Source organism: Streptomyces vulcanius (assembly GCF_042653945.1).
GTDB lineage: Bacteria > Actinomycetota > Actinomycetes > Streptomycetales > Streptomycetaceae > Streptomyces > Streptomyces mangrovi.
Genome location: NZ_JBHSFK010000016.1, coordinates 157565 through 179990, shown reverse-complemented (window position 1 = coordinate 179990; position 22426 = coordinate 157565). Strand labels below are relative to the sequence as shown.

At 71.5% G+C, this 22426-nt stretch carries 15 protein-coding genes and 1 pseudogene; 6 read left to right on the top strand and 10 right to left on the bottom strand.

The window, feature by feature from the left end:
* Positions 1–27: 27 nt before the first annotated feature.
* Entirely contained in the window at positions 28–1674 is a 1647-nt protein-coding gene (locus tag ACFPIH_RS25010; protein WP_381169190.1) for an MFS transporter, read from the bottom strand.
* A 116-nt stretch (positions 1675–1790) separates the two neighbouring features.
* Positions 1791–2135, bottom strand: coding sequence for a MarR family winged helix-turn-helix transcriptional regulator (locus ACFPIH_RS25005; RefSeq protein WP_381168632.1), 345 nt, complete (start codon positions 2133–2135; stop codon positions 1791–1793).
* A gap of 254 nt (positions 2136–2389) precedes the next feature.
* On the opposite strand from ACFPIH_RS25005, the gene ACFPIH_RS25000 reads away from it, so the two are divergent.
* Together ACFPIH_RS25000 and ACFPIH_RS24995 are read left to right on the top strand one after the other, a co-directional pair.
* Entirely contained in the window at positions 2390–3916 is a 1527-nt protein-coding gene (locus ACFPIH_RS25000) for an alpha/beta fold hydrolase (protein ID WP_381168634.1), read from the top strand.
* A gap of 317 nt (positions 3917–4233) precedes the next feature.
* Positions 4234–4962, top strand: coding sequence for an SDR family oxidoreductase (locus ACFPIH_RS24995; RefSeq protein WP_381168636.1), 729 nt, complete (start codon positions 4234–4236; stop codon positions 4960–4962).
* 169 nt (positions 4963–5131) lie between these two features.
* Here ACFPIH_RS24995 and ACFPIH_RS24990 read toward each other — a convergent pair whose 3' ends face one another.
* From ACFPIH_RS24990 to ACFPIH_RS24980, 3 genes are all read right to left on the bottom strand, one after another.
* Positions 5132–6502 (bottom strand): COG1361 family protein, encoded by a 1371-nt coding sequence (locus tag ACFPIH_RS24990; RefSeq protein WP_381168638.1) that lies wholly within the window; start codon positions 6500–6502, stop codon positions 5132–5134.
* Positions 6503–6683: 181 nt separating this feature from the next.
* Positions 6684–7439, bottom strand: coding sequence for an SDR family NAD(P)-dependent oxidoreductase (locus ACFPIH_RS24985; protein WP_381168640.1), 756 nt, complete (start codon positions 7437–7439; stop codon positions 6684–6686).
* 51 nt (positions 7440–7490) lie between these two features.
* Complete coding sequence (locus ACFPIH_RS24980; RefSeq protein ID WP_381168642.1) at positions 7491–9101, bottom strand: purple acid phosphatase family protein; 1611 nt, start codon at positions 9099–9101, stop codon at positions 7491–7493.
* A gap of 631 nt (positions 9102–9732) precedes the next feature.
* On the opposite strand from ACFPIH_RS24980, the gene icmF reads away from it, so the two are divergent.
* Both icmF and ACFPIH_RS24970 read left to right on the top strand, forming a co-directional pair.
* The gene (icmF, locus tag ACFPIH_RS24975) at positions 9733–12957 is read left to right on the top strand and encodes a fused isobutyryl-CoA mutase/GTPase IcmF (protein ID WP_381168644.1); all 3225 of its coding nucleotides are present in this window, start codon (positions 9733–9735) and stop codon (positions 12955–12957) included.
* Between the two features lie 4 nt (positions 12958–12961).
* Entirely contained in the window at positions 12962–14395 is a 1434-nt protein-coding gene (locus tag ACFPIH_RS24970; RefSeq protein ID WP_381168646.1) for a phytoene desaturase family protein, read from the top strand.
* Between the two features lie 3 nt (positions 14396–14398).
* Here ACFPIH_RS24970 and ACFPIH_RS24965 read toward each other — a convergent pair whose 3' ends face one another.
* A complete protein-coding gene (locus ACFPIH_RS24965; protein ID WP_381168648.1) occupies positions 14399–14893 on the bottom strand; it encodes a VOC family protein in 495 nt (164 codons plus the stop codon).
* A 148-nt stretch (positions 14894–15041) separates the two neighbouring features.
* On the opposite strand from ACFPIH_RS24965, the gene ACFPIH_RS24960 reads away from it, so the two are divergent.
* Together ACFPIH_RS24960 and ACFPIH_RS24955 are read left to right on the top strand one after the other, a co-directional pair.
* On the top strand, positions 15042–16481 hold the full coding sequence (locus tag ACFPIH_RS24960; protein WP_381168650.1) for an NAD(P)/FAD-dependent oxidoreductase: 1440 nt from the start codon (positions 15042–15044) through the stop codon (positions 16479–16481).
* A 4-nt stretch (positions 16482–16485) separates the two neighbouring features.
* Entirely contained in the window at positions 16486–18351 is a 1866-nt protein-coding gene (locus ACFPIH_RS24955) for a transketolase (RefSeq protein WP_381168652.1), read from the top strand.
* A gap of 38 nt (positions 18352–18389) precedes the next feature.
* Here ACFPIH_RS24955 and ACFPIH_RS24950 read toward each other — a convergent pair whose 3' ends face one another.
* From ACFPIH_RS24950 to ACFPIH_RS24935, 4 genes and pseudogenes are all read right to left on the bottom strand, one after another.
* Positions 18390–19664, bottom strand: a complete 1275-nt coding sequence (locus ACFPIH_RS24950) for an MFS transporter (RefSeq protein ID WP_381168654.1) — start codon at positions 19662–19664, stop codon at positions 18390–18392.
* A 69-nt stretch (positions 19665–19733) separates the two neighbouring features.
* Positions 19734–21382: pseudogene (locus ACFPIH_RS24945) on the bottom strand (catalase).
* The gene (locus ACFPIH_RS24940; RefSeq protein WP_381168656.1) at positions 21379–21924 is read right to left on the bottom strand and encodes a type 1 glutamine amidotransferase domain-containing protein; all 546 of its coding nucleotides are present in this window, start codon (positions 21922–21924) and stop codon (positions 21379–21381) included. The pseudogene ACFPIH_RS24945 and the gene ACFPIH_RS24940 overlap by 4 nt, the downstream one beginning before the upstream one ends.
* Before the next feature lie 85 nt (positions 21925–22009).
* The gene (locus ACFPIH_RS24935; protein WP_381168658.1) at positions 22010–22393 is read right to left on the bottom strand and encodes a DUF2795 domain-containing protein; all 384 of its coding nucleotides are present in this window, start codon (positions 22391–22393) and stop codon (positions 22010–22012) included.
* Positions 22394–22426: the final 33 nt, after the last annotated feature.

Here is a 22426-nt window from a genome sequence, read left to right as displayed (position 1 = left end):
GAAAATGTTTGCTCACTTGGCTGCGCTTCAGCGCGGCTGACCCTGTTCCTGTTCCCGGGCGGTCGTGCGTGGCTGGTCCTCGTGGATGGTGGGGCGGTGGCCGCCACGCAGGGCGGAGGCGAGGGCGGAGACCAGGGCCATGCCCGCCGCGACGCTGAAGACGATGGTCAGACCGTGGTGGAACGGGCCGGAGACCAGCTGGGGGAAGAAGGTGTGGCCGGTCAGGACGGCCCGCTGGGCGGCGGACAGCTGGTCGAGGGTCCCGCCGGAGGCGAGCAGGTGCTGGATGGGGTTGTTGCCGAGGAACGTCGCGAAGAGTGTGCTCACCGGCGGCAGGGACGCCGCGTGTTCGGCCGCGGCGGCCGGCACCCCGTGCGTCCGCAGTCCGTCGCTCAGTGTGCCCGGGAGTGAGGACGCGAGCCCGGAGATCATGAGCGAGAAGAACACGCCGATGGAGAGGGCCGTTCCGGAGTTCTGGAAGGTCGAGCGCATGCCCGAGGCGACGCCGCGGTATTCGGGCGGCACGCTGCCCATGATGGACGACGTGTTCGGCGCGGAGAACATGCCCTGCCCCAGTCCGTTGAGCAGGAGCAGGGCCGCGAACAGTCCGTAGTCGAAGTCGACGGGCAGCGCGAGCAGGCCGACGAACGAGACGGCGACGACGGTCAGGCCGGCCGTAGAAAAGAACCGGGCGCCGAACCGGTCGGACAGGTAGCCGGAGAGCGGGCCCGCGATGAGGAATCCGAGCGTGAGCGGAAGCATGAAGATGCCCGCCCACAGCGGGGTGTCCTCATAGTCGTAGCCGTGCAGGGGCAGCCAGATGCCCTGCAACCAGATGATGAGCATGAACTGCAGGCCGCCGCGCGCGATCGCGGTCAGCAGGGCCGCCAGGTTGCCCGCGGCGAAGGCGCGCACCTTGAACAGGGCCAGGTTGAACATGGGCTCGGCGACGTGCGCCTCGACGTAGCAGAAGGTCAGCAGCAGAGCGGAGCCGCCGATCAGGCCGGTGAGCACCCAGGGGCTTCCCCAGCCGGTGGCGCTGTCGCCGTAGGGCTGGATGCCGTAGGTGATGCCGGCCAGCAGGATTCCGGCGCCCGCGGCGAAGGTGAGGTTGCCCAGCCAGTCGACGCGGCCGGGGCGGCCCTTCGACGTCTCGCGCAGACTGAGATACGACCAGATCGTCCCGGTGACGCTGACCGGGACGCTGACCCAGAACACCGCACGCCAGTCGACCACGGCGAGCAGTCCGCCCGCGAGGAGCCCGAGGAACTGTCCGGCGAGGGCGGTGATCTGGTTGATGCCCAGGGCCATGCCGCGCTGGCGGGCGGGGAAGGCGTCGGTGAGGATGGCGGCCGAGTTGGCGGTCAGCATGGACCCGCCGAAGGCCTGCACGATGCGCCAGAGGATCAGCCACAGTGCTCCCGCTCCGGCGCGGAACGGGTCGAAGGAGAGCGCGACCGAGGCACACGCGAAGATCAGGAAGCCGAGGTTGTAGATCCGCACCCGGCCGAACATGTCCCCGAGCCTGCCGAGTACGACGACGAGGACGGCCGAGACCAGCAGATAGCCCAGGATCATCCACAGCAGGTAGCCGATGTTGCCCGGTGCGAGCGGGTCGAGGCCGATACCGCGGAAGATCGCGGGCAGCGAGATGATCACGATGGAGGCGTCCATGGTGGCGATCAGCACACCGAGCGTGGTGTTCGACAGCGCGACCCACTTGTAGCCCGGCCCGACCGGAGTGTCCTTGCGGCGCGCCGGGCGCAGGATGCCTGGCCGGGTACGCGCGGTCACAGTCGCTCCGCCAGCCGGTCGAGGAGCGGCACGGCCGCCGCGAGCGTCGCCCGCTCCTCGGCGGTGAACTCCTCGAGGACGGCGCCGAGGAGCCGGACCGACTCGGAGCGGCGCTCGGCCAGCATCTCGCGCCCCTCCTCGGTGATCTCCATGATGCTCCGCCGCCCGTCCGTGGCGTCGGGCGTACGGCGGACCAGCCCCCGTTGTTCGAGTTGGGCGAGGGTGCTGGCCATCGCCTGGGGGCGTACGCGCTCCATCTCGGCGAGGGACGTCGGGGAGTCGGGGCCGTCACCGGCGAGTCGCGCGAGCGCGGACACCCCCGAGAGGGAGATGTCGCCCACGGCGTGAGCCTGACGCAGGCGCCGGGTCACGCGCCCCACGGCCAGCCGGAGATCGGATGCGAGACGAGTGGTGTCCTTCACAGGTACTAACATTAGGTTTATCAGCTGGACTGCTCAATCAATTGTTAGTAAATCCGGGGCGTTCGGGGGTTGGGTTGTCCCCCTGTTCAGGACACCTGCTCACCGGAGTGATCGACCGGTGCGCGTCGCCTAGCGTGACTGCGCATGACATCGTTCTCCGCACGGACACCCGCATGAGCCGCCGCACCGCCCTGTGCACGGCCCTCGCCCTGGCCGTTCTGCCGTTGACCGCGCCCGCCGCCACAGCGGCCGGGAGCACGGGCGGCGGCGACCCCCTGACCCGCTTCCACCAGCAGCGCCCCGCCTGGCAGAGCTGCGTGCGGGGCCCGGACGACGCCACCGGCGAGGAGCTGGAGAAGGCCGGCGCCGAGTGCGCCGACATCACCGTGCCCCTCGACTACGCCGACCCCGGCGGGCGCACCATCACCGTCGCGGTCTCCAGGATCCGGGCCACCGACACCGCACACCGCGTCGGCCCGCTGCTGCTCAACGGCGGCGGCCCCGGCGGGCAGAGCCTCGGCGACCCGCCGTGGGTGCGCAAGGCGATGAAGGACGTCGCCGCACGGTACGACGTCGTGGGCGTGGACCCCCGTTTCGTGGGCCGCAGCACCCCGCTGGACTGCGGCTGGCCGACCGGCACCTTGATTCGGGGCGCGGGAGCGGACCGCGCCGGATTCGACCGGATGACGGAGTTCGCCCGCGACCTCGCGACCCGCTGCCGGACCAACGCGGGCCCGGTGCTGCCGTACGCCACCACCCGCAACACCGCCCGCGACATGGACGTCGTCCGCGCGGCGCTCGGCGAGCGCAGGATCTCCTACCTCGGCTATTCCTACGGCAGTTACCTCGGCGAGGTGTACGCCACGATGTTCCCCGGCCGCGTCGACCGTATGGTCCTCGACGGAGTCATCGACCCGGCCCGCTACTCCCCGCGCCTGCTGCGGGGCGCCGAGACGGAGAACCGGCTCGCGTTGGAGGACTGGGCGTCGTGGACCGCCGCGCGGCACGGCAAGTACGGGCTGGGCCGGACCCGCGACGCCGTGCTGAAGGCCGTGGACCGCGTCCGGTCGGCGGCGACCCGCGCGCCCCTCGCCCTGGGCTCCTACCGGGTGGACGAGCACACCGTGCCGGTGGTCGTCTTCAGCTCGCTCTCCCAGGACAACGACGAGGCCTACGGAAACCTGGCACGAGCCGTACGGGACATGCGCCGGGCCGCCCAGGGTCACCCCGTCGACCCGGACCCCGTCCTCGCCGAAACGCTGAAGTTCGTCCTCACGGACGCCGACTCGGCCTACGGCAGCGTGCAGTCGGCGATCCTCTGCGGTGACGTGGCCGCGCCGCGCGACCCCGAGGTGTACTGGCGCGACATCCAGCGCACCCGGGCACGCGAGCCGCTCTTCGCCCCCATCACGCGGAACATCGGCCCCTGCGCCTTCTGGGACCCGCCGCGCGAGGCCCCGACGACCGTCCGGGACGACTTCCCCGCCCTCCTCGTCAACGCCACCGGTGACCCACGCACCACCTACGCGGGCGCCGTCGCCCAGCACGGCGACTGGCCCGCCTCCCGTCTGATCACCCTGCGCGGCCCCGCCCAGCACGCGGTGTACGGCGTGTACGGCAGCACCTGCGTCGACACGAAGGTCAACGCCTACCTCGCGACAGGCCACCTGCCGACCGAGGACACGACCTGCGACGCCTAGGCCCCATGCCGTTGCGGAGGTCGTTTGAGCCGGTAGTCGGACATCCTGCGTTTCACGACGCGGGGCTGGCTGCGCAGGCGCCTGACACCTCCTGCGACGGCTTCGCCGCCTCAGCCGCTCGCGGAGAGCCGCTCGACCGCGCTGTTCCAGCCCGCCACCGAGCTGCCCGCCGCGGTCCTCGCCGGCACCCTGGGCATCGACCTCACCGTCGCCGTCAAGTGGCAGCGGGCCGCCGCCGGCGACTGGGCCACCTACGCCGCCGAGATCAGCCGCCGCACTTCACCACAGCATCCGATCCACGAACCAGGAGTACCGACATGAGATTCGACGACCACCGCGTGGTCATTACCGCCGGCGGCCGCGATTTCGGACGCACTTTGGCCATCCGTCTCGCGGACCTCGGCGCCGAGGTCTTCCTCTCCGCGCGCACTCTCGCCGCCGCTGAGCGTGTCCGCGACGAGATTCACGGCCGAGGGCACCAGCAGGTCCACGCCTTCGCCTGCGACCTGACAAACCCCGCCTCGATCCGCGACTTCGCGGCCGGCGTCGCCCAGCACACCGACCGCATCGACGTGCTGATCAACAACGGCTCCCGCTACCTCGACGGCCCAGACCTCCCATCCGCCTCCGACGCCGACGTCGTCGACACCATCGCGTCCGGCGCCACCGGCACCGTCCTGACCGTGAAGAGCTTCCTCCCTCTCCTGCTCAACTCGGACAAGCCGGACGTGGTGACCATGATCTCCGCCTGCGGAACAGCTGGTCATCACCGCTCAGACGCGCACGACGCCTTCTACGCGGCCAAGAGCGCCCAGGCAGGGTTCACCGAGATCCTCTCCAAGCGCCTGCGGCCCCAGGGAGTCCGGGTCATCTCCCTCTACCCACCCGACTTCAACAACCCTGACCCGCTCTCCGAGGAGTGGGAGACCACACCGCGCGAGGCCAAGGACGCTCTCACCGCGCAGTCACTCGTGGAGTGCATCCTCTTCGCCGTCGCCCAGCCCCGCGACTGCTTCATCAAGGCGTTCCACTTCGAACAGGTCTGACCCATTTCCTGCCTGGCCGCTCGCGCGCACACCGCGGAATCCGGAGCCGATACGCCGCGATCACTCACCGTGTCCGGCAGGCCGGCTGAGACCGGCCGGCAGGGTCCGCCCTGTGAAGCGCGGGTTCGGAGCAGCCGCTCGAAGGGCTGCTCCGAACCCCCCGGGCCGGTCAGTTGACGGCCAGGACCGCCGTGTTGTTCGTGAGGTCCGGGTCGAAGTCGAAGGGGTACGCGCCGAACTCGCCGAACGTGGGGTGGATGCTCACGGCACCGGTCGCGCCGGGCACCACGGTGTCGACGCGCACGGAGAACGCGAACGTGCGCCGGGTGTCCTCCAGCACCCAGTACCGCAGGTCGCAGTCGTAGCGCGGGGCGCCCGTCTGCCTCGGGTAGTAGCCGCCGTCGAGGGTGCGCGGGTAGCAGCCGGACGGCACGCCGGTGACCCTGGTGCCCTCGGGCACGACCAGCCGGACCTCGGCGACCGGGTCGCCGGAACCGAGGTTGCCGAACCAGGCCGGGCCGTTGTTCTTGAACGTGAGCTCGGCCGTGGCCGTCTCGCCCGCCGCGCCGGAGATGGCGTCACCGGTCACGGAGAAGTCCGCGGTGTTCACCGCGCCGATCTGGAGGACCGCGTAGTCGTTCTGGGAGTCGATGTCCTGGGCGCCGTCGCCCGGCTCGACGTCGATGTCGAGCCGCTCGTTCAGCGCGTGCGGGGCGAGTCGCACCGTCAGCGGCTCGGGCAGCTCGAAGGAGTCGCCCGGCGCCAGCACCTGGTCGAACGTGCAGATTACGTTGTTCGACGGTGCGTAGTCGTTGCCGTCCGTCGTGGTGTAGGTGCACGCGTCGTACCGGGTCAGATCCGTCAGGCCGTACGAGGCGTACAGCTTGACGGTGAACCCGTTCGCGCTCTCGTTGCCGTTGTTGGTGATCCTCAACGGGATCGTCCGCTCGTCGCCGGGCTGACCGTCCTCGATGTCGGCGACGGGGTCGAGGGCGAGGTCGGGCCCGGCGCCGACGGTGAGCGTGGTGTCGAAGCTCTCGTTCGGCGCGGTGAGCGTGCCGTCGGGGCCGCCGGTGGCCGTCGCCTCGTAGGTGATGCTGCCCTGTGCGCCGACTTCGGCGCCGTCGGCCGCGCGCACCGTCAGGAACACCTGGTCCTCGTAGTCGCCCCCGATCGCGGGCACCACGGGAACGTCGCACACCGCACTCGTGCCGCTCGGCGTGCAGTTGTCGGGCCAGGTCACCTCGGCGACCCCGGTGAGGTCGGAGACGTCGACGGTGAGCCTGCCGTCGGTCACCGTGAAGTTCTCGTTGTCGTGGTAGATGCCGACGCCGAGGGTGCGGGACTGCGGCTGACCGCCGTCGATGCCGAGCGGCAGCGTCTGCTCGTACGGCTCGTTGATCCACAACTGGTCGGTCTGCGGCGGGTCGTCGTCGGCGAGCGCGGGCGCGGCGAGGCCGACAGTCAGCAGGCCGGCCGTCACCGCCAAGGCGGCGCCGGATCTGAGACGTAACGGGCGTCCAGCAGAGAACAGTCTCATTGCTACCCCCCAAGGGTGTGGTAACGCGCCGGCAGCCCCGGCGCACCGGCAGGATCATCACATGGCAGGACAGCCCGCCGCGCCCGGGTTTTCCGGCCCTGTTGGAGAACACCCGGTTCCAGAACACGGCCTGGACCGCTGCCCCGTGGGCGTCGGCCCCCGACGCTCCCGGGGCGACGCCCTAGTGGTGGCTGCCCGCGCGGGCGGACAGGCGGGCGACGAGTCGGCGGGGCAGGACGCGTCCGAGACCGACCAGCGCCTTGTAGCGGCTGTCCGGCACACTCACCGGAACGCCCCTGCGGAAGTCGCGGATCGCGGCGTCGACGAGATGGTCCGCGTCGAGCCACAGCGCGTCCGGGATCCCCGAGGTGTCCATGTCCGACCGCTCGTGGAACTCGGTGCGCACCCAGCCGGGGCACAGGGCCATCACATGGGCGCCGCTACCGGCAACCTGTTGGCACACGCTCTCGCTGAACGTCACCACCCAGGCCTTGGACGCGCTGTACGTACCGCGCGGGAAGAACGCCGCGACCGAGGCGACGTTGATGACGCCCCCGCGTCCGCGCGCCGTCATGCCGGGCAGAGCGGCGCGCGTCAGACGCAGTACGGCTTCGCAGTGCACGCGCAGCATCGCGAGTTCCTCGGACAGTTCGGTGCCGAGGAGCTCGCCACGCTGCCCGAACCCGGCGTTGTTGACGACCAGGTCCACGTCCCGCGCGGCCCGTCGCTCCGCGTCGGCGAGGCCGGCCTCGGTGGTCAGGTCCGCGGAGAGGATCTCCACCTCGACGCCGTGGGCGGTCCGGTACTGCTCCGCGGCCTGTTCGAGGCGCTCGGTGTCCCGGGCCAGGAGGACGAGAGCGAAGCCGTCCGCGGCGAGTCGCCGGGCGAAGGCCGCTCCGATACCGGCCGTCGCTCCGGTGACCAGGGCTGTGGGCATGGCGGACAGCATAGCCGCGGGGCTTTCGACAGCCCGCCTGCCGGTCCGGGGCTAGGCGGTGTGGCCGTCGGAGCGTTTGCGGTGGAGGGTGAACGTCTCGAAGACCGACAGCTCGCCGTTCGGCTTGTTCACGTTGTAGTAGGTGACGTGCATACGGGTGGTGTCACCGGCGTGCCGTCCGGGGTCGACGGTGAACGCGGCGAAGCCGTAGGGGTGTTCGGTGTCCCGGACGCCGGTCCAGACCGCCTCCTCCTTGGTGTAGGTGGCGGTGCGCTTGCCGTTGGAGCCGGGGGTCGCCGACACGGCGGTGATGACCTTGGCGGTGCCGTCCTTGAAGAAGTTCTGGTTCGTGGTTCCGGAGACGCCTCCGCCGCCGAGGATCATGTGGACGGTGCCCAGTCCGGTGTCGATGGAGTCGGTGGCCCGGGAGACCGGGCGCGGCGTGAGGGTCTCGCTGCCCGTGACGACTCCCCGCACGGCCAGCGAGCGCTCGTAGTTGTGCTCGTGGCCGCACAGCACCAGGTCCACGCCGTACCGGTCGAACAGCGGGCCGTACTTCTGGCGCAGGCCGAGGTCGGCGCCGTTCGCGTCCGAGGAGCTGATCATCACCTGGTGCATAGCGACGACCACCCAGTCGATGTCCCGAGAGGACCGCGCCGCCCGCAGTTCCTTTTCCAGGAAGGCGAGTTGGCGTCCGCCGGAGTAGCCGCTGATGTAGACGTCGCCGCCGTCCTGGAGGCAGTTGTCGTCGTTCTGCAGCACGATCACCCGGACCGAGCCGACCGTGAAGGCGTACCACAGGCCCGCGAGTTCGGCGTCGGTCTCGGTGGAGGGGAGGGTGAAGTAGGTCTGGTAGGCGCCGAGTCCGAGCGGGCCGTTGGCCTTCTCGATCTCGTGGTTGCCGGCCGCCGGCATCCAGGGGCGGAAGCGCGCGGAACGGGTGTTGTTGGTGAAGAAGTTGTTCCACGTGCGCACCCGGTCGACATCGAGGTTGGCGTAGCACAGGTCGCCGTTGAGCAGATGGAACAGCGGGGCGACCTGCTCGATGCCGGTGACGATGTCCTTCGTCGCGGGGGTGGAGTTCGCGTCGAGCGCCGCGGTGCCGTTGGCCGCCCAGGTCACCTGCGGAGCGGACTGGTCGCCGAAGCTGGTGAAGGTGAACGGCATCCGCCCGCGCGGAGCCGTGCGGAAGGTGCCGCTGTCGGGCGTCGTCCCCTCGTGGGTGGCGAGATAGAGGTAGTCGGTGCCCGGCGTGAGCCGGTTCAGCGAGGCGTGGTGGACGTAGACGGTACGGCTGGAGGTGCCGTCCACATAGCTGGCGGTCCGGGCCTTCGCGCTGGAGCCGAAACCGTGCTCCAGCGTGCCGTAGTGGACCACGGGTTTCTTCACCGGTCTGTCGGTGATCCAGGACACCGTCATCTGGGTGCGCGGGTCCGCCCCGAAGGTCAGGTGCAGCCCCTGGACCGGGGGCGCGCCCGCCGAGTCCGCGGTGAGATGCACGGCCGGGGCGGCGAGCGGAGCGGCCTGCGCCGTACCCGCTCCCAGCAACGGCGTGACGGCCGCGCCGGCCCCCGCGGTACCGAGGAGACCCAGCGCGTGACGACGGCTGACCCCCTCGGAAGTCTCCGCCACCCCGTCCGATGTCTCCGCCTGTGCGGTCATGGTGCCCTCCCTGACGAGCAGTTGAGCTGACAACGACCGCACCCTGGCCCGCTCCAGCGGCCCCCGAATGAACGCCGTGTGGCCAGTCGGTCATCCCGACGGCCGCGAGGGCGTTCCTTGTCCATGCCTTTGCCAGTGGCCGCCCGGCCGTTGACACGACCGCACCGCGCGTCGAGGGGTCAGGGCCGCCGAGACGCCGTGCCGCGGGCCGAGAGGCGGGCGACCTTGGGCTGCGTTCGACGGCGTGGTCGAGTTCGTCCGGGGTGTGCACCTCGTCGACGAGCAGCCGGGCCTCCGGGTCGGTCGCCCGGATCCTGCGTCCCTCCAGGAGGATCCGGCGGGCCAGGCGCGGCCCCGTGTACCGGGTCAGCCGGAAGTTGGCGACTCCGGGGACGATGCCTTCCTGGGCGGCGGGCAGGCTGAGGTACGCGTCCGCTGGCGCTCACCCCCTGCTACCGCTCGGGGTGCCGCCGATGTCCGCGTACGGCATGGACCCGGTCCGGGCGAGCAACGGCGCGCCCGCTGTGCTTGTGCTCACATCGCGATGGACTGCTGTAATTTAGTAGGACGTCCTAGTATTTCCTGGGTCGGCGTCAGTCAGCGTTTCCCTGTCCGGTCCGGGAAGGCCCCCATGAGTGATCTGCATCGCCCCGTGCACCCCGTCCGTCTGGTCACCGCCTCCGCGCTGTTCGACGGGCACGACGCGTCGATCAACATCATGCGGCGCATCTTCCAGTCCCAGGGCGCCGAGGTGATCCACCTCGGGCACAACCGGTCGGTCCAGGAGGTCGTGGACGCGGCGCTGGAGGAGGACGCCCATGGTGTGGCCGTGTCGTCCTACCAGGGCGGACACGTGGAGTACTTCGAGTACCTGGTCGAGTCGCTGCGCGCGCAGGGCGCGGATCACGTGCGCGTGGTGGGCGGCGGGGGCGGGGTCATCGTGCCCGAGGAGATCGCCCGGCTGCGCGGCAGCGGGGTGACCATCTTCTCCCCGGAGGACGGCCAGCGGATGGGCCTGGCCGGGATGGTCAACTCGGTGATCGAGGACTGCGACTTCGACCTGTGGGACGGCAAGCCTGCCGAGGCGGACGCCGTGCTCGCGGGCGACCGGTTCGCGATCGCCCGTGCCGTCACCGGCGCCGAACTGGGCAAACTGCCCCCGGAGTTCCTTCAGCGGCTGCGGGCCACGGCGCGGACGGTGCCGGTGCTCGGCATCACCGGCACCGGCGGCTCGGGCAAGTCGTCGCTGACCGACGAGCTGGTGCGCCGCTTCCGCCTCGACCAGCAGGACAAGCTGCGGATCGCGGTGATCGCGGTCGACCCGACCCGGCGGCGCGGCGGCGGCGCCCTGCTCGGCGACCGCATCCGGATGAACTCCCTCGACGGGAACAGGGTGTTCTTCCGCAGCCTCGCCACACGCGGCAGCCGTGAACTGCCCGAGCACCTCGCGGACGTGATCGACGTCGTGAAGGCGGCCGGGTTCGACCTGGTGATCGTGGAGACGCCCGGCATCGGCCAGGGCGACGCGGCGATCGTGCCGTTCGTCGACACCTCGCTGTATGTGATGACGCCTGAGTTCGGTGCCGCCTCGCAGCTGGAGAAGATCGACATGCTCGACTTCGCCGACGTGGTGGCGATCAACAAGTTCGAACGGCGCGGCGCCAAGGACGCGTTGCGTGACGTGGGCCGTCAACTGGTCCGCAACCGCGAGGCGTTCGGCACCCGCCCCGAGGACATGCCGGTGTACGGCACCTCGGCGGCCACCTTCAACGACGACGGAGTCACCGCGCTCTACCAGCACTTGAGGACCATGCTGGCCGAGCGGGGGCTGCCGCTGTCCGAGGGCACGCTGGCGCCGGTCGACGTACGTCACTCCTCCGGTATCCGGCAGGTGGTGCCGGCCGAGCGGGTGCGCTATCTGGCCGAGGTCGGCGAAGCCGTCCGCACGTACCACGCCGGCACCGAGCGGCTGGCGGAGGCGGCCCGGCGGGTGCAGCGCCTGGCCGCGGTCGAGGGCGAGCTGGTCGAGGCGGGCTCCGACGCCGGGAACGTACGGTCGCTGCTGGAGGACGCCCGCGGGCGGCTGCCGCACGACGTCACCGAACAGCTCGCGAACTGGCCCGCCGTGGTGGCGTCGTACTCCGGGGACGAGCAGGTGGTGAAGGTGCGGGACCGGGAGATCCGCACCGCGCTGACCCGGGAGTCCCTCTCCGGCAACCGGATCCCCCGGGTCGCCCTGCCCCGGTTCACCGACCACGGGGAGCTGGTGCGGTACTGGCGGCGGGAGAACCTGCCGGGCCACTTCCCCTTCACCGCCGGGGTGTTCCCCTTCAAACGCGACGGCGAGGACCCGGCGCGGATGTTCGCCGGCGAGGGCGACCCGTTCCGCACCAACCGCCGTTTCAAGCTGCTCTCCGAGGGCCAGCCCGCCACCCGGCTGTCCACCGCCTTCGACTCCGTCACCCTCTACGGCCGCGACCCCGACGAACGCCCCGACATCTACGGCAAGGTCGGCACCTCCGGTGTCTCGGTGGCCACCCTGGAGGACATGAAGGCGCTCTACGACGGCTTCGACCTGGTCGCCCCCACCACCTCGGTCTCCATGACGATCAACGGACCCGCGCCGACGATCCTCGCGTTCTTTCTCAACACCACCATCGACCAGCGGATCGAGAGCTTCCGGACCGCCGAGGGCCGCGACCCCTCCCCCGAGGAGACGGCCGAGCTGCGCGCCCACGCGCTGGCGAACGTGCGGGGCACCGTGCAGGCCGACATCCTCAAGGAGGACCAGGGCCAGAACACCTGCCTGTTCTCCACCGAGTTCAGCCTGCGGATGATGGCCGACGTCCAGGAGTGGTTCATCGCGCAGAAGATCCGCAACTTCTACTCGGTGTCCATCTCCGGCTACCACATCGCCGAGGCCGGGGCGAACCCCATCAGCCAGCTCGCCTTCACCCTCGCCAACGGCTTCACCTACGTCGAGGCCTACCTCGCGCGCGGTATGCACATCGACGACTTCGCGCCCAACCTGTCCTTCTTCTTCTCCAACGGCATGGACCCCGAGTACTCCGTCCTCGGCCGCGTCGCCCGCCGGATCTGGGCGGTGGCGATGAAGGAGAAGTACGGCGCGAACGACCGCTCGCAGAAGCTGAAGTACCACGTCCAGACCTCCGGACGCTCCCTGCACGCCCAGGAGATGGACTTCAACGACATCCGCACCACCCTCCAGGCCCTCATCGCCATCTACGACAACTGCAACAGCCTGCACACCAACGCCTACGACGAGGCCGTCACCACCCCCACCGAGGACTCCGTCCGCCGCGCCCTGGCCATCCAGCTGATCATCAACCGGGAGTGGGGCCTGGCGATGAACGAGAACCCCCTTCAGGGGTCGTACATCATCGACGAACTCACCGACCTGGTCGAGGACGCGGTCCTGACGGAGTTCGAGCGGATCAGCGAGCGCGGCGGGGTGCTCGGCGCCATGGAGACCGGCTACCAGCGCGGCCGCATCCAGGACGAGTCGATGCTCTACGAGCAGCGCAAGCACGACGGCACGCTGCCCCTCATCGGCGTCAACACCTTCCGCAACCCGCACGCCGACACGGCGGAGCCCGCCGTCATCGAACTCGCCCGCGCCACCGAGGAGGAGAAGCACTCCCAGCTGGAGCGGGTCCACACCTACCAGTCCCGGCACCGGGACGAGGCGCATGCCGCGCTGGCCGCCCTCAAGGAGGCGGCGGTGAGCGACCAGAACGTGTTCGCGGTCCTGATGGACGCGGCCCGGGTCTGCACGCTCCAGCAGATCACCGACGCCTTCTTCGAGGTCGGGGGCCAGTACCGCCGTAACGTATGACCTCATGAGCACAGCCGTCGTGGTGGGCAGTGGTCCGAACGGGCTCGCGGGCGCCGTCGCCCTGGCCCGGGCCGGTGTGGAGGTCACCGTCCTGGAGGCCGCCGAGACGATCGGCGGCGGCACCCGCACCAGCGAACTCACCCCGGGCCTGCTGCACGACCACTGCTCGGCCACGCATCCGATGGCGGTGGGCTCCCCGTTCCTGAAGACCCTCGGCCTGGAGCGGTACGGGCTGCGCTGGCTGCTTCCGGAGATCGACTGCGCGCATCCGCTGGACTCGGGCGACGCCGGTGTCCTGTACCGGTCGGTGCGGGAGACCGCGGCGGGGCTCGGCCCGCGCGACGGACGGCTGTGGCGGCGCGCGTTCGAGCCGGTGGCCGCCGGGTTCGACGCTCTCGCCGAGGACGTCATGGGCCCTGTCCTGCGCGTGCCCCGGCACCCGTTGCGCCTCGCCAGGTTCGGGCTGCCGGCGCTGCTGCCCGCGACCGCCGTGGCGCGGGCGCTGCGCACCGGGACCGCCCGCGCCCTGTACGGCGGTGTGGCGGCGCACGCCTTCCGGCCGCTGCACCGCCCGGCGACCGCCGCCGTCGGCCTCGCGATCATCGCCGCAGGTCACCGGTACGGCTGGCCGGTGGCCGAGGGTGGTTCCCGGGCGATCACCGACGCCCTCGCCGCCCTGCTCGACGCGTCCGGGGGCCGGATCGAGACCGGGGTGCGGGTGCGGTCGGCCGCCGAGCTGCCGCCGGCCGACGTCGTCCTCTTCGACCTCGCGCCCGGGGCCGTCGCCGACATCCTCGGCGACCGGCTGCCGGGCCGGGTGGCACGCGCCTACCGCGGGTTCCGGCACGGGCCCGGCGCCTTCAAGGTGGACTTCGCCGTCGAGGGCGGTGTCCCCTGGAGCAGCGAGGCGGCCCGGCGCGCGGGCACCGTCCATCTGGGAGGCGCCTTCGAGGAGGTCGCGCACGCCGAGCGCACGGTCCACGCGGGGCGGATGCCGGAGCGCCCGTTCGTGCTCGTCGGCCAGCAGTACCTGGCCGACCCCACGCGCTCCCGGGGCGACGTCCACCCGGTGTGGACGTACGCGCATGTGCCGCACGGTTACGACGGCGACGCGACCGAGGCGATCGTGGCGCAGATCGAGCGGTTCGCGCCCGGCTTCCGCGAGCGCGTCCTCGACCGGGCGGTGCGCTCCACGACGGCGTTCGCCGAGTACAACCCGAACTTCGTCGGCGGCGACATCGTCACCGGCGCGAACACGGCCCTCCAGCTCGTGGCCCGGCCCCGGCTCGCCCTCGACCCGTACCGCACGGGCGTACCGGGCATGTTCCTGTGCTCGGCGGCCACCCCGCCGGGTGCCGGCGCGCACGGCATGTGCGGCGCGCACGCGGCGGCCTCCGCGCTGCGGTATCTCGGGTCTCCCGGGACTTTCGGGAGCTGAGGCTCACAGCACTTCGTTGCCGTACATCTCGCCGAGCGGGTCGGAGATGAGTTCGATGCGGGCGCCGTCGGGGTCGCGGAAGTAGACCGAGACCTCGCTGTGCACCTCGTGGTCGACGCCGGCGCCGGTGAGGTTGTCGACCAGGCGGCTCCAGCGGTCGGGGGCGACCGAGATCGCCACGTGGTGCAGACCGCCCAGGACCTCGGCGTACGGGCCCACGTCCAGGCCGGGGAAGTCGAAGAAGGCAAGCAGGTTGCCGTTGCCGATGTCGAAGAAGAAGTGCGAGGAGCCGGGGTAGTCGCGGTTCTCGATGAGCTCGGTCAGCGGGAACTCCAGCACGTCCTGGTAGAAGCGGACGGTCCGCTCGACGTCGGAGCTGATCAGCGCGGTGTGGTGCAGCCCCCTGGCGGACGACGCGGGCCGGGTGCCGCTCGGCCGCAGATGCTGCTCCCGGATGCGCTGCCGCTCCGCTTCATGGGCCTGCTGCTGGTCGGTCATCGGTCCAGCTTAGGTTCGAGGGAACGTTTCGCGAAGGGCCCGCGGTGGGTGCGGGGCGCACGTTTGGCCCTCCCGGTCGGGGGGACGCGGAGGCCTCGGGGTTTTCGCACCGCCCCGCCCACGACACCCATCCCGCCGGAGGCGCATCGTGAGTCGACCCCGCATCGTGATCGTCGGAGCCGGTTTCGCCGGGTTCCGCGCGGCCCGCACGCTGGAGCGGGCGGCGCGCGGCCGGGCCGACATCACCCTGCTGAACCCCACCGACTACTTTCTGTATCTGCCGCTGCTGCCCCAGGTGGCCTCGGGGGTCCTCGAAGCGCGCCGGGTCACCGTCTCGCTGCCCGGCACCCTGCGCGGGGTACGGCACGTCCTCGGCGAGGCCGGGCGGATCGACCTCGACGCGCGCACCGTCCACTACACGGGCCCCGAGGACGACACGGGCACGCTGTCCTACGACCGGCTGGTGCTCGCCGCCGGCAGCGTCAACAAGCTGCTGCCCATCCCCGGGGTGGCCGAGCACGCCCATGGCTTCCGCGGGCTGCCCGAGGCGCTGTATCTGCGCGATCACATCACCCGGCAGGTGGAGTTGGCGGCCTCCGCCGACAACGCGGCCGAGCGCGTGGCGCGTTGTACGTTCGCCGTGGTCGGCGCCGGCTACACCGGCACCGAAGTCGCCGCGCACGGGCAGCTGTTCACCGACTCCCTGACGCGCTCCCAGCCCTCGCTCAAGGACCTCCGGCCGCGCTGGCTGCTCCTCGACGTCGCGTCGCGCGTCCTGCCGGAACTGGACGAACGGCTCTCGCGCACCGCCGACCGGGTGCTGCGCGAGCGGGGCGTCGAGGTGCGCACGGAGACCTCCGTGAAGGAGGCCACCCCTGACGGAGTCCTGCTCACCGACGGCGAGTTCGTCGACACCCGGACCCTCGTCTGGTGCGTCGGCGTACGGCCCGATCCGCTCGTCGACTCCCTCGGACTGCCCCTGGAACGCGGCCGGCTCCTCGTCGGTCCCACGCTGCAGGTCCCGGGCAGGCCGGAGGTGTTCGCGTGCGGCGACGCGGCGGCCGTACCCGATCTGGAGAACCCCGGGCAGTACACGCCGATGACCGCGCAGCACGCGTGGCGGCAGGGGCAGGTGGCCGGTCGGAACGTGGCCGCGTCGCTCGGCGGGGGCGAGCCGCGGCCCTACCGGCACAGAAACCTGGGGTTCGTCGTGGACCTGGGCGGGGCGCAGGCCGCCGCCGATCCGCTGGGCATCCCGCTGTCCGGGGTCCCGGCCGGGCTCGTCACCCGCGGCTACCATCTCGCCGCCATGCCGGGCAACCGGGTGCGCGTCGCCGCCGACTGGCTGCTCGACGCCGTACTGCCGCGCCAGTCCGTGCAGTTGGGGCTCGTGCGGTCCTGGTCGGTACCGCTGGACACGGCGTCGCCTGAGCTCGCGCGGGTACCGGGCGGCAGGAGGGCGGCGTCCTCCGGGCCCGGCGCCGCCCATACCGGGGACACCGGGAACAGCTCCGCGCCGCTGGTCGCGCCGTCGACCGGCACGCCGAAGAACCCGCGGCCCGACACCCCTTCCGAAGGAGGCCAGTAACCCGATGGACACCGCTGAACTCATCGAACTCGGACAGCAGTTGCGCGTGGACAGCGTCCGCGCCTCCGCCGCCGCGGGATCCGGGCATCCGACGTCCTCGATGTCGGCCGCCGACCTGATGGCGGTGCTGCTGGCGCACCACCTCCACTACGACTTCGACCGCCCCGAAGCCCCGTCCAACGACCGCTTCGTCCTCTCCAAGGGCCACGCCTCCCCGCTGCTCTACTCCGCCTACAAGGCGGCCGGTGCGATCGGCGACGACGAGCTGCTCACCTTCCGTGAGTTCGGCAGCCGGCTGGAGGGCCATCCCACACCGCGACGGCTGCCGTGGGTCGAGACGGCCACCGGCTCGCTGGGCCAGGGGCTGCCCGTGGGCGTCGGCATCGCGCTGGCCGGGAAGCGGCTGGGGCCGCATGACGGCGCCGTCCCCCGGGTGTGGGTGCTGTGCGGCGACAGCGAGCTCGCAGAGGGCTCGGTGTGGGAGGCCGCCGAGCACGCCGGCCACGAACACCTGGACAACCTCACGGCGATCGTCGACGTCAACCGGCTCGGCCAGCGCGGTCCCACCCGGCACGGCCACGACCTGGACGCCTACGCCCGCCGCTTCCAGGCGTTCGACTGGCACACCGTCAAGGTCGACGGCCACGACGTGGACGCCGTGGACCGTGCCCTCGGCGAGGCGGAGTCCACCCGGGGCCGGCCCACGGTGATCCTCGCCCGCACCCTCAAGGGCAGGGGCGTCGCCTCCGTCCAGGACCGGGAGGGACTGCACGGCAAGCCGCTGCCCCACGCGGACGAGGCGATCGAGGAACTGGGCGGCGTCCGTGACCTGCGCGTCCGGGTGCAGGCCCCGCCCACGGTCCGCTCACTGCACTCCGTCCCCGACGGCCATCTGGACCTCCCGCGCTGGGAGCCGGGGGACTCCGCCGAGGAGGTGGCGACCCGGGACGCCTACGGGCAGGCGCTCGCCGCCCTCGGCACCGCCCGCCCCGACGTCGTCGCCCTCGACGGCGAGGTGAGCGACTCCACGCGTGCCGAGTACTTCGCCAAGGAACACCCCGACCGCTTCTTCGAGTGCTACATCGCCGAACAACAGCTCGTCGCCGCGGCGGTCGGGATGGCGGCGAGCGGCTGGGTGCCGTACGCCTCCACGTTCGCGGCCTTCCTGACCCGCGCGCACGACTTCGTCCGGATGGCGGCGGTCAGCGGGGCCGGGATCAATGTGATCGGTTCGCACGCCGGGGTGGCCATCGGGCAGGACGGTCCGTCGCAGATGGGTCTCGAGGACCTGGCGATGTTCCGGGCCGTGCACGGCTCGACCGTGCTGTACCCGTGCGACGCCAACCAGACCGCCCAGCTGGTCGGCGCCATGGCCGGTCTCGACGGCGTCCGCTATCTGCGCACCTCGCGGGGCGCGGGCCCAGTGATCTACGGGCCCGGCGAGAAGTTCCCGATCGGCGGCAGCAAGGTGCTGCGCTCCTCCGACGGGGACCGGCTGACGCTCGTCGCGGCCGGGGTCACCGTCCAGGAGGCGCTGCGGGCCGCCGAAGCGCTGGCCGGGGAGGGGATCCGGGTCCGGGTCATCGACCTGTACTCGGTCAAGCCCGTCGACCGGGCGACACTGCGGCTGGCCGCCGAGGAGACCGGCTGCCTGCTGACCGTCGAGGACCACCATCCCGAGGGCGGCCTCGGCGACGCCGTCCTCGACGCCTTCACCGACGGCCGCCCCGTCCCCCGGCTGGCGCGGCTCGCCGTCCGTACGATGCCGGGCTCGGCGTCCCCGGAGCAGCAGCTGCACGCGGCGGGCATCGACGCGGAGTCGATCGCGGCGTCGGCGCGGCTGCTGGTGGAGACGGCCATCGTGCCCTGACGCCGCGCCTCCCCCGACCTCGAACCCTCGGTGTGCACTCAGACGGCCGCCGAGGGTTCGAGCCCGTCCGGATCGAGTTCGTCCGGATCGAGTTCGTCCGCGGTGCGGGCCTGCCGGGTGCGGGAGAAGGCCAGCAGGAGTGCCTGGACGACGGCTCCGGTCAGCCCGGTCCACAGGGCGAAGCGATAGCCGACGTGGTCGGCCAGCACTCCCCCGAGCGGCGCTCCGACCGCCACCATCCCCCAGTTGAAGGAGCGGATCGTGGCGTTCATCCGCCCGCGCAGCCGGTCGGGCGTCACGGACTGCCGGTAGCCCAGCTCCACCGGGCTCTCGACGGCGATGGCGAAGGACACCAGGAAGAAGGCCAGGGACACCAAGGGCAGCGCCCACGGTCCGCGCTCGGCGAGGAGCACGGGCAGCCAGCCGACGGCGGCGAGCAGACGGAAGGCGACCAGCGTGGCGCCGACGTCGAGCCTGCGCACCACGCGCCCGGAGAACGAGCCGCCGATCACCGCGCCCACGGCCGCGGACGCGTAGGTGACCGCGAGGCCGAAGTCCCCGATCCGCACCTCACGCAGCGCGAAGACGACGAACACCGTGGTCACCATGGTGTTGAACAGGAGCATCGCGTGTGAGGTCAGAGCGATGGGCGCCAGTGTCCGGTGCCGGTAGACCCAGGCCACTCCCTCGCGCAGTTCGCTGCCCAGGCCGCGCCGCGCGCTGCGATCGGGAAGCGGGTCATGGGCCCTGATCGAGGAGAGCAGCAGACCGGAGACGAGATAGGTGACGGCGTCCACGAGTACGGCGAAGGGGGCGCCCATGAGCCTGATCAGCGCTCCGGCGACCAGGGGTCCGGCCGAGCCGGCCACCGCGCCTGCCTGCTCGGTGCGGGCATAGCCCGCGTTGAGGAGTTCCTTCGGGACCAGTCGCGGTATGTACGACTGGCCGGCCGCCTCGAACAGCAGGCTCAGCGCCCCGAAGGCGAACGTGAACGCGCACAGGGTGGCGATGCTCAGCCGGTCCAGTGCGTACAGCACGGGTATCGCGGCGAGCAGGACCGCCCGGGCGAGGTCCGTGGCGACCAGCACGGGCTTGCGCCGCCAGCGGTCCACCATGACGCCGGCGACGAGTCCGAAGAGCAGGTAGGGAAGCCAGCGGGCGGCGTTGACCAGGCCCACCTCCGTCGCGGACGCGCTCAGCGTGACGGCGGTGAGGATCTGCAGGGCGAGCCCCGTGATCTGGGAGCCGAACGCCGACACCGCGAAGGCGGTCCAGAAGCGCGGGTATCCGGGGACGTCGACCAGGCGGGGCATGATCGGACCGTACCCGTCGGGGGGTGCCGTCAGTCCGCCCGGTCGAGTCCGCCGGTGTCCGTTGCGCCGTCAGCAGTGGGTCGGGAGGCGGTTCCAGTGGCGGTGTGCTTCCAGGGCCGCCACGAACGCCTCGACGAACTCCGGGTCGGCGGAGCCCGGTGAGGTGTCCGTGATCACGCCCTGGTCGGTCACCACCCGGTGGAACTCGGCGGACAGCCGCACTCCCTCCGGTTTCAGGGCCGCGAGGACGCCCACTCCAAAGCCCAGGGCCGCCACGGGCTTGCCGTGACGGTAGGCGTCGCGTACGAAGCGCATCGCGTCGGGGTCGGCGGTGAGCGGCGGGGTGCCCGTGGGGCCGCCGGGCAGCAGGACCGCGTCGTACAGCACGGACGCCACGGTCGGCAGCGCCCGGTCCACGGGATACCGTTCGCCGTCGGTCGAGGACACGGTGCCGTCCATCGCGGCGAGCGTCTCCACGACGGCTCCCCGCGCGGCCAGTTCGTCCCGCACCGACTGCGCCTGCCGGCCGTCCACGCCGTCGGTGACCAGCGCCGCGATCCGCCGGGTGCGGATCGAGCCGTCGCCGCGCTGCGACTCGATGCTGAGCGCGGGTGACGACGACTTGGACGCCGGGTCCGCCCCCGCGGCGGGTTCGGGCACTCCGATGCCGCGCGCCACCCGGGCGGCCAGCTCGCCGTCCACCCGGGCGAGTTCCTCGACCGTACGGGCCCGTATCTCCCAGGTCCCGATCTTGCCGAGCTCGAAGCGGAACGCCTGCGGCGGCGGATCTTGGCGCCGTCGACCCGTTCCGCTTAGTGGGTGAACGCCGTGCCGTCCATGCCCGCGTGGGCCGGGCAGCCGCCGCCGAGGGAGTTGGGGAAGTAGTTCGTGCCGCGGTGGACGGTGCTCTGGTGGAAGCCGTCGCGCTTAGGAGAAGTTGCGGGCCTGGAGCAGCGGGTCGTGGGTGAAGTCGATGCCGGGCACGACGTTGGCGGTGTGGAAGGCGACCTGCTCGGTCTCCGCGAAGAAGTTCTCCGGGTTGCGGTCGAGGACCATCCGGCCGATCGGGCGGACGGGCACCTGCTCCTCGGGGATGAGCTTCGTGGCGTCGAGGAGGTCGAAGTCGAAGGAGAACTCGTCCTCCTCCGGCACGAGTTGGACGCCGAGCTCCCACTCCGGGTACTCGCCCGCCTCGATCGCGTCCCACAGGTCGCGCCGGTTGAAGTCCGGATCACTGCCCTGGCACTCTTGCGAAGCCCTGCATCATGCGGTAGCTGCGCGGGATCGCCCGGTCCGACATCAGCCGCATGATGGCGTGCAGGGTCTCCGGCTGGAGCGACACGAAGTCCCACAGGGTGTCGTGCGCGGAGGCGCCGGTCGGGATGTCGTTGTGCGGCTCCGGCTTCACCGCGTGCACGAAGTCGGGGAACTTGATGCCGTCCTGGATGAAGAACACCGGGAAGTTGTTCCCGGTAGCCGTAGGCTCCCGCGCCCCGCGCGTGCACCACCCTCTCCGGGATGCGCTCGTGGTCGAAGCGGGTCAGCTTCTCCCGGAAGTGGAAGTCCTCCATCAGGGTCGGACCGCGTTCACCTGCGGACAGTGAGTCGTCGGTGTGGTCGACCGCCGCGCCCTGGTCTGTGGTGAGCGGTCCGGAGGCGGGGTCCTCGGCGCGGAAGCCGTTGAGCTGTTCGTCCTTGCGGCCGGGCGTGCCGCTCATCGGGCGGCCTCCTCGGCGAACACGTCGAGATACGCCTCGCAGAACGCCTTCAGGTCGTCCGGATTGCGGCTGGTGATCAGCTTGTTCGGTCCGTGGTCGCAGATCTTCACCTGCTCGTCGACCCAGGTGGCGCCGGCGTTGCGCAGGTCGGTGCGCAGGCTGGGCCACGAGGTCAGCACCCGGCCGCGTACGACGTCCGCCTCGACGAGCGTCCACGGCGCGTGGCAGATCGCGGCGACGGGCCGCCCGTGCTCGAAGAAGGCCGCCACGAACGCCACGGCCCTGTCGTCGGTGCGCAGGAAGTCGGGGTTGGCGACGCCGCCCGGCAGGACAAGGCCGCCGAAGGACTCCGCCGAGCTCTCGCCGACGACCTCGTCCACCGGGAAGGTGTCCGCCTTGTCGAGGTGGTGGAAGGCCTGGATCTCACCGGGCGCGGTCGACACGAGTACGGGTTCGTGGCCCGCGTCGACGGCCGCCTGCCAGGGGTCGGTGAGCTCGATCTGCTCGACGCCCTCGGGCGCTGTCAGAAACGCGATACGCATGATCTTTCCACGTCCTTTCCGGCACGCCGGCGGGCCGTGCCGCCCGCCGGCGCGCTGCTTGCTGTCGTGCTGCTTGCTGTCGTGCTCAGCGGGCGGACCCCACCAGCGCCTCGGCCACTTCGCGGGCGTTGGCGTAGCGCTCCTTGTGCGGGAGGTCCCGTACGGCCTCCACCAGCGCTTCGGGCGCGTTCCTGCGGCGCAGGGCCCTGGCGAGCTGGCTCGGGCCCGCGGGGAAGACGCTGCGGCCCAGGATGCGGCCCAGCTCCAGCCGTAGGGTCGCGGGCGACGGCCGGGAGGGGCCGCCGGGTGCCACCGGACCGGTCCAGAGTTCGGGATCGTCGTCGGCGGGCGGCTCCGGGTCCTGCCACTCCTCGGTCCGTGTCGGATGCCCGGATCGCAGCAGACCCTGCAGTTCGTGCTTCATCTCGTCGTCCCGGTGAGCACTCACCCGGCCACTGCCTCGCTGCATGGCTCCCTCCAGCTCTTTCGGGGGCGGACCCAC

Coding starts and splice junctions, on each gene's coding strand:
- ACFPIH_RS24935 (WP_381168658.1), bottom strand. CDS start 22,393: ATGCAGCGAGGCAGTGGCCGGGTGAGTGCTCACCGGGACGACGAGATG.
- ACFPIH_RS24970 (WP_381168646.1), top strand. CDS start 12,962: ATGAGCACAGCCGTCGTGGTGGGCAGTGGTCCGAACGGGCTCGCGGGC.
- ACFPIH_RS25000 (WP_381168634.1), top strand. CDS start 2,390: ATGAGCCGCCGCACCGCCCTGTGCACGGCCCTCGCCCTGGCCGTTCTG.
- ACFPIH_RS24955 (WP_381168652.1), top strand. CDS start 16,486: ATGGACACCGCTGAACTCATCGAACTCGGACAGCAGTTGCGCGTGGAC.
- ACFPIH_RS25010 (WP_381169190.1), bottom strand. CDS start 1,674: ATGGACGCCTCCATCGTGATCATCTCGCTGCCCGCGATCTTCCGCGGT.
- ACFPIH_RS24990 (WP_381168638.1), bottom strand. CDS start 6,502: ATGAGACTGTTCTCTGCTGGACGCCCGTTACGTCTCAGATCCGGCGCC.
- ACFPIH_RS24985 (WP_381168640.1), bottom strand. CDS start 7,439: ATGCCCACAGCCCTGGTCACCGGAGCGACGGCCGGTATCGGAGCGGCC.
- ACFPIH_RS24965 (WP_381168648.1), bottom strand. CDS start 14,893: ATGACCGACCAGCAGCAGGCCCATGAAGCGGAGCGGCAGCGCATCCGG.
- icmF (WP_381168644.1), top strand. CDS start 9,733: ATGAGTGATCTGCATCGCCCCGTGCACCCCGTCCGTCTGGTCACCGCC.
- ACFPIH_RS24980 (WP_381168642.1), bottom strand. CDS start 9,101: ATGACCGCACAGGCGGAGACATCGGACGGGGTGGCGGAGACTTCCGAG.
- ACFPIH_RS24950 (WP_381168654.1), bottom strand. CDS start 19,664: ATGCCCCGCCTGGTCGACGTCCCCGGATACCCGCGCTTCTGGACCGCC.
- ACFPIH_RS24940 (WP_381168656.1), bottom strand. CDS start 21,924: ATGCGTATCGCGTTTCTGACAGCGCCCGAGGGCGTCGAGCAGATCGAG.
- ACFPIH_RS24995 (WP_381168636.1), top strand. CDS start 4,234: ATGAGATTCGACGACCACCGCGTGGTCATTACCGCCGGCGGCCGCGAT.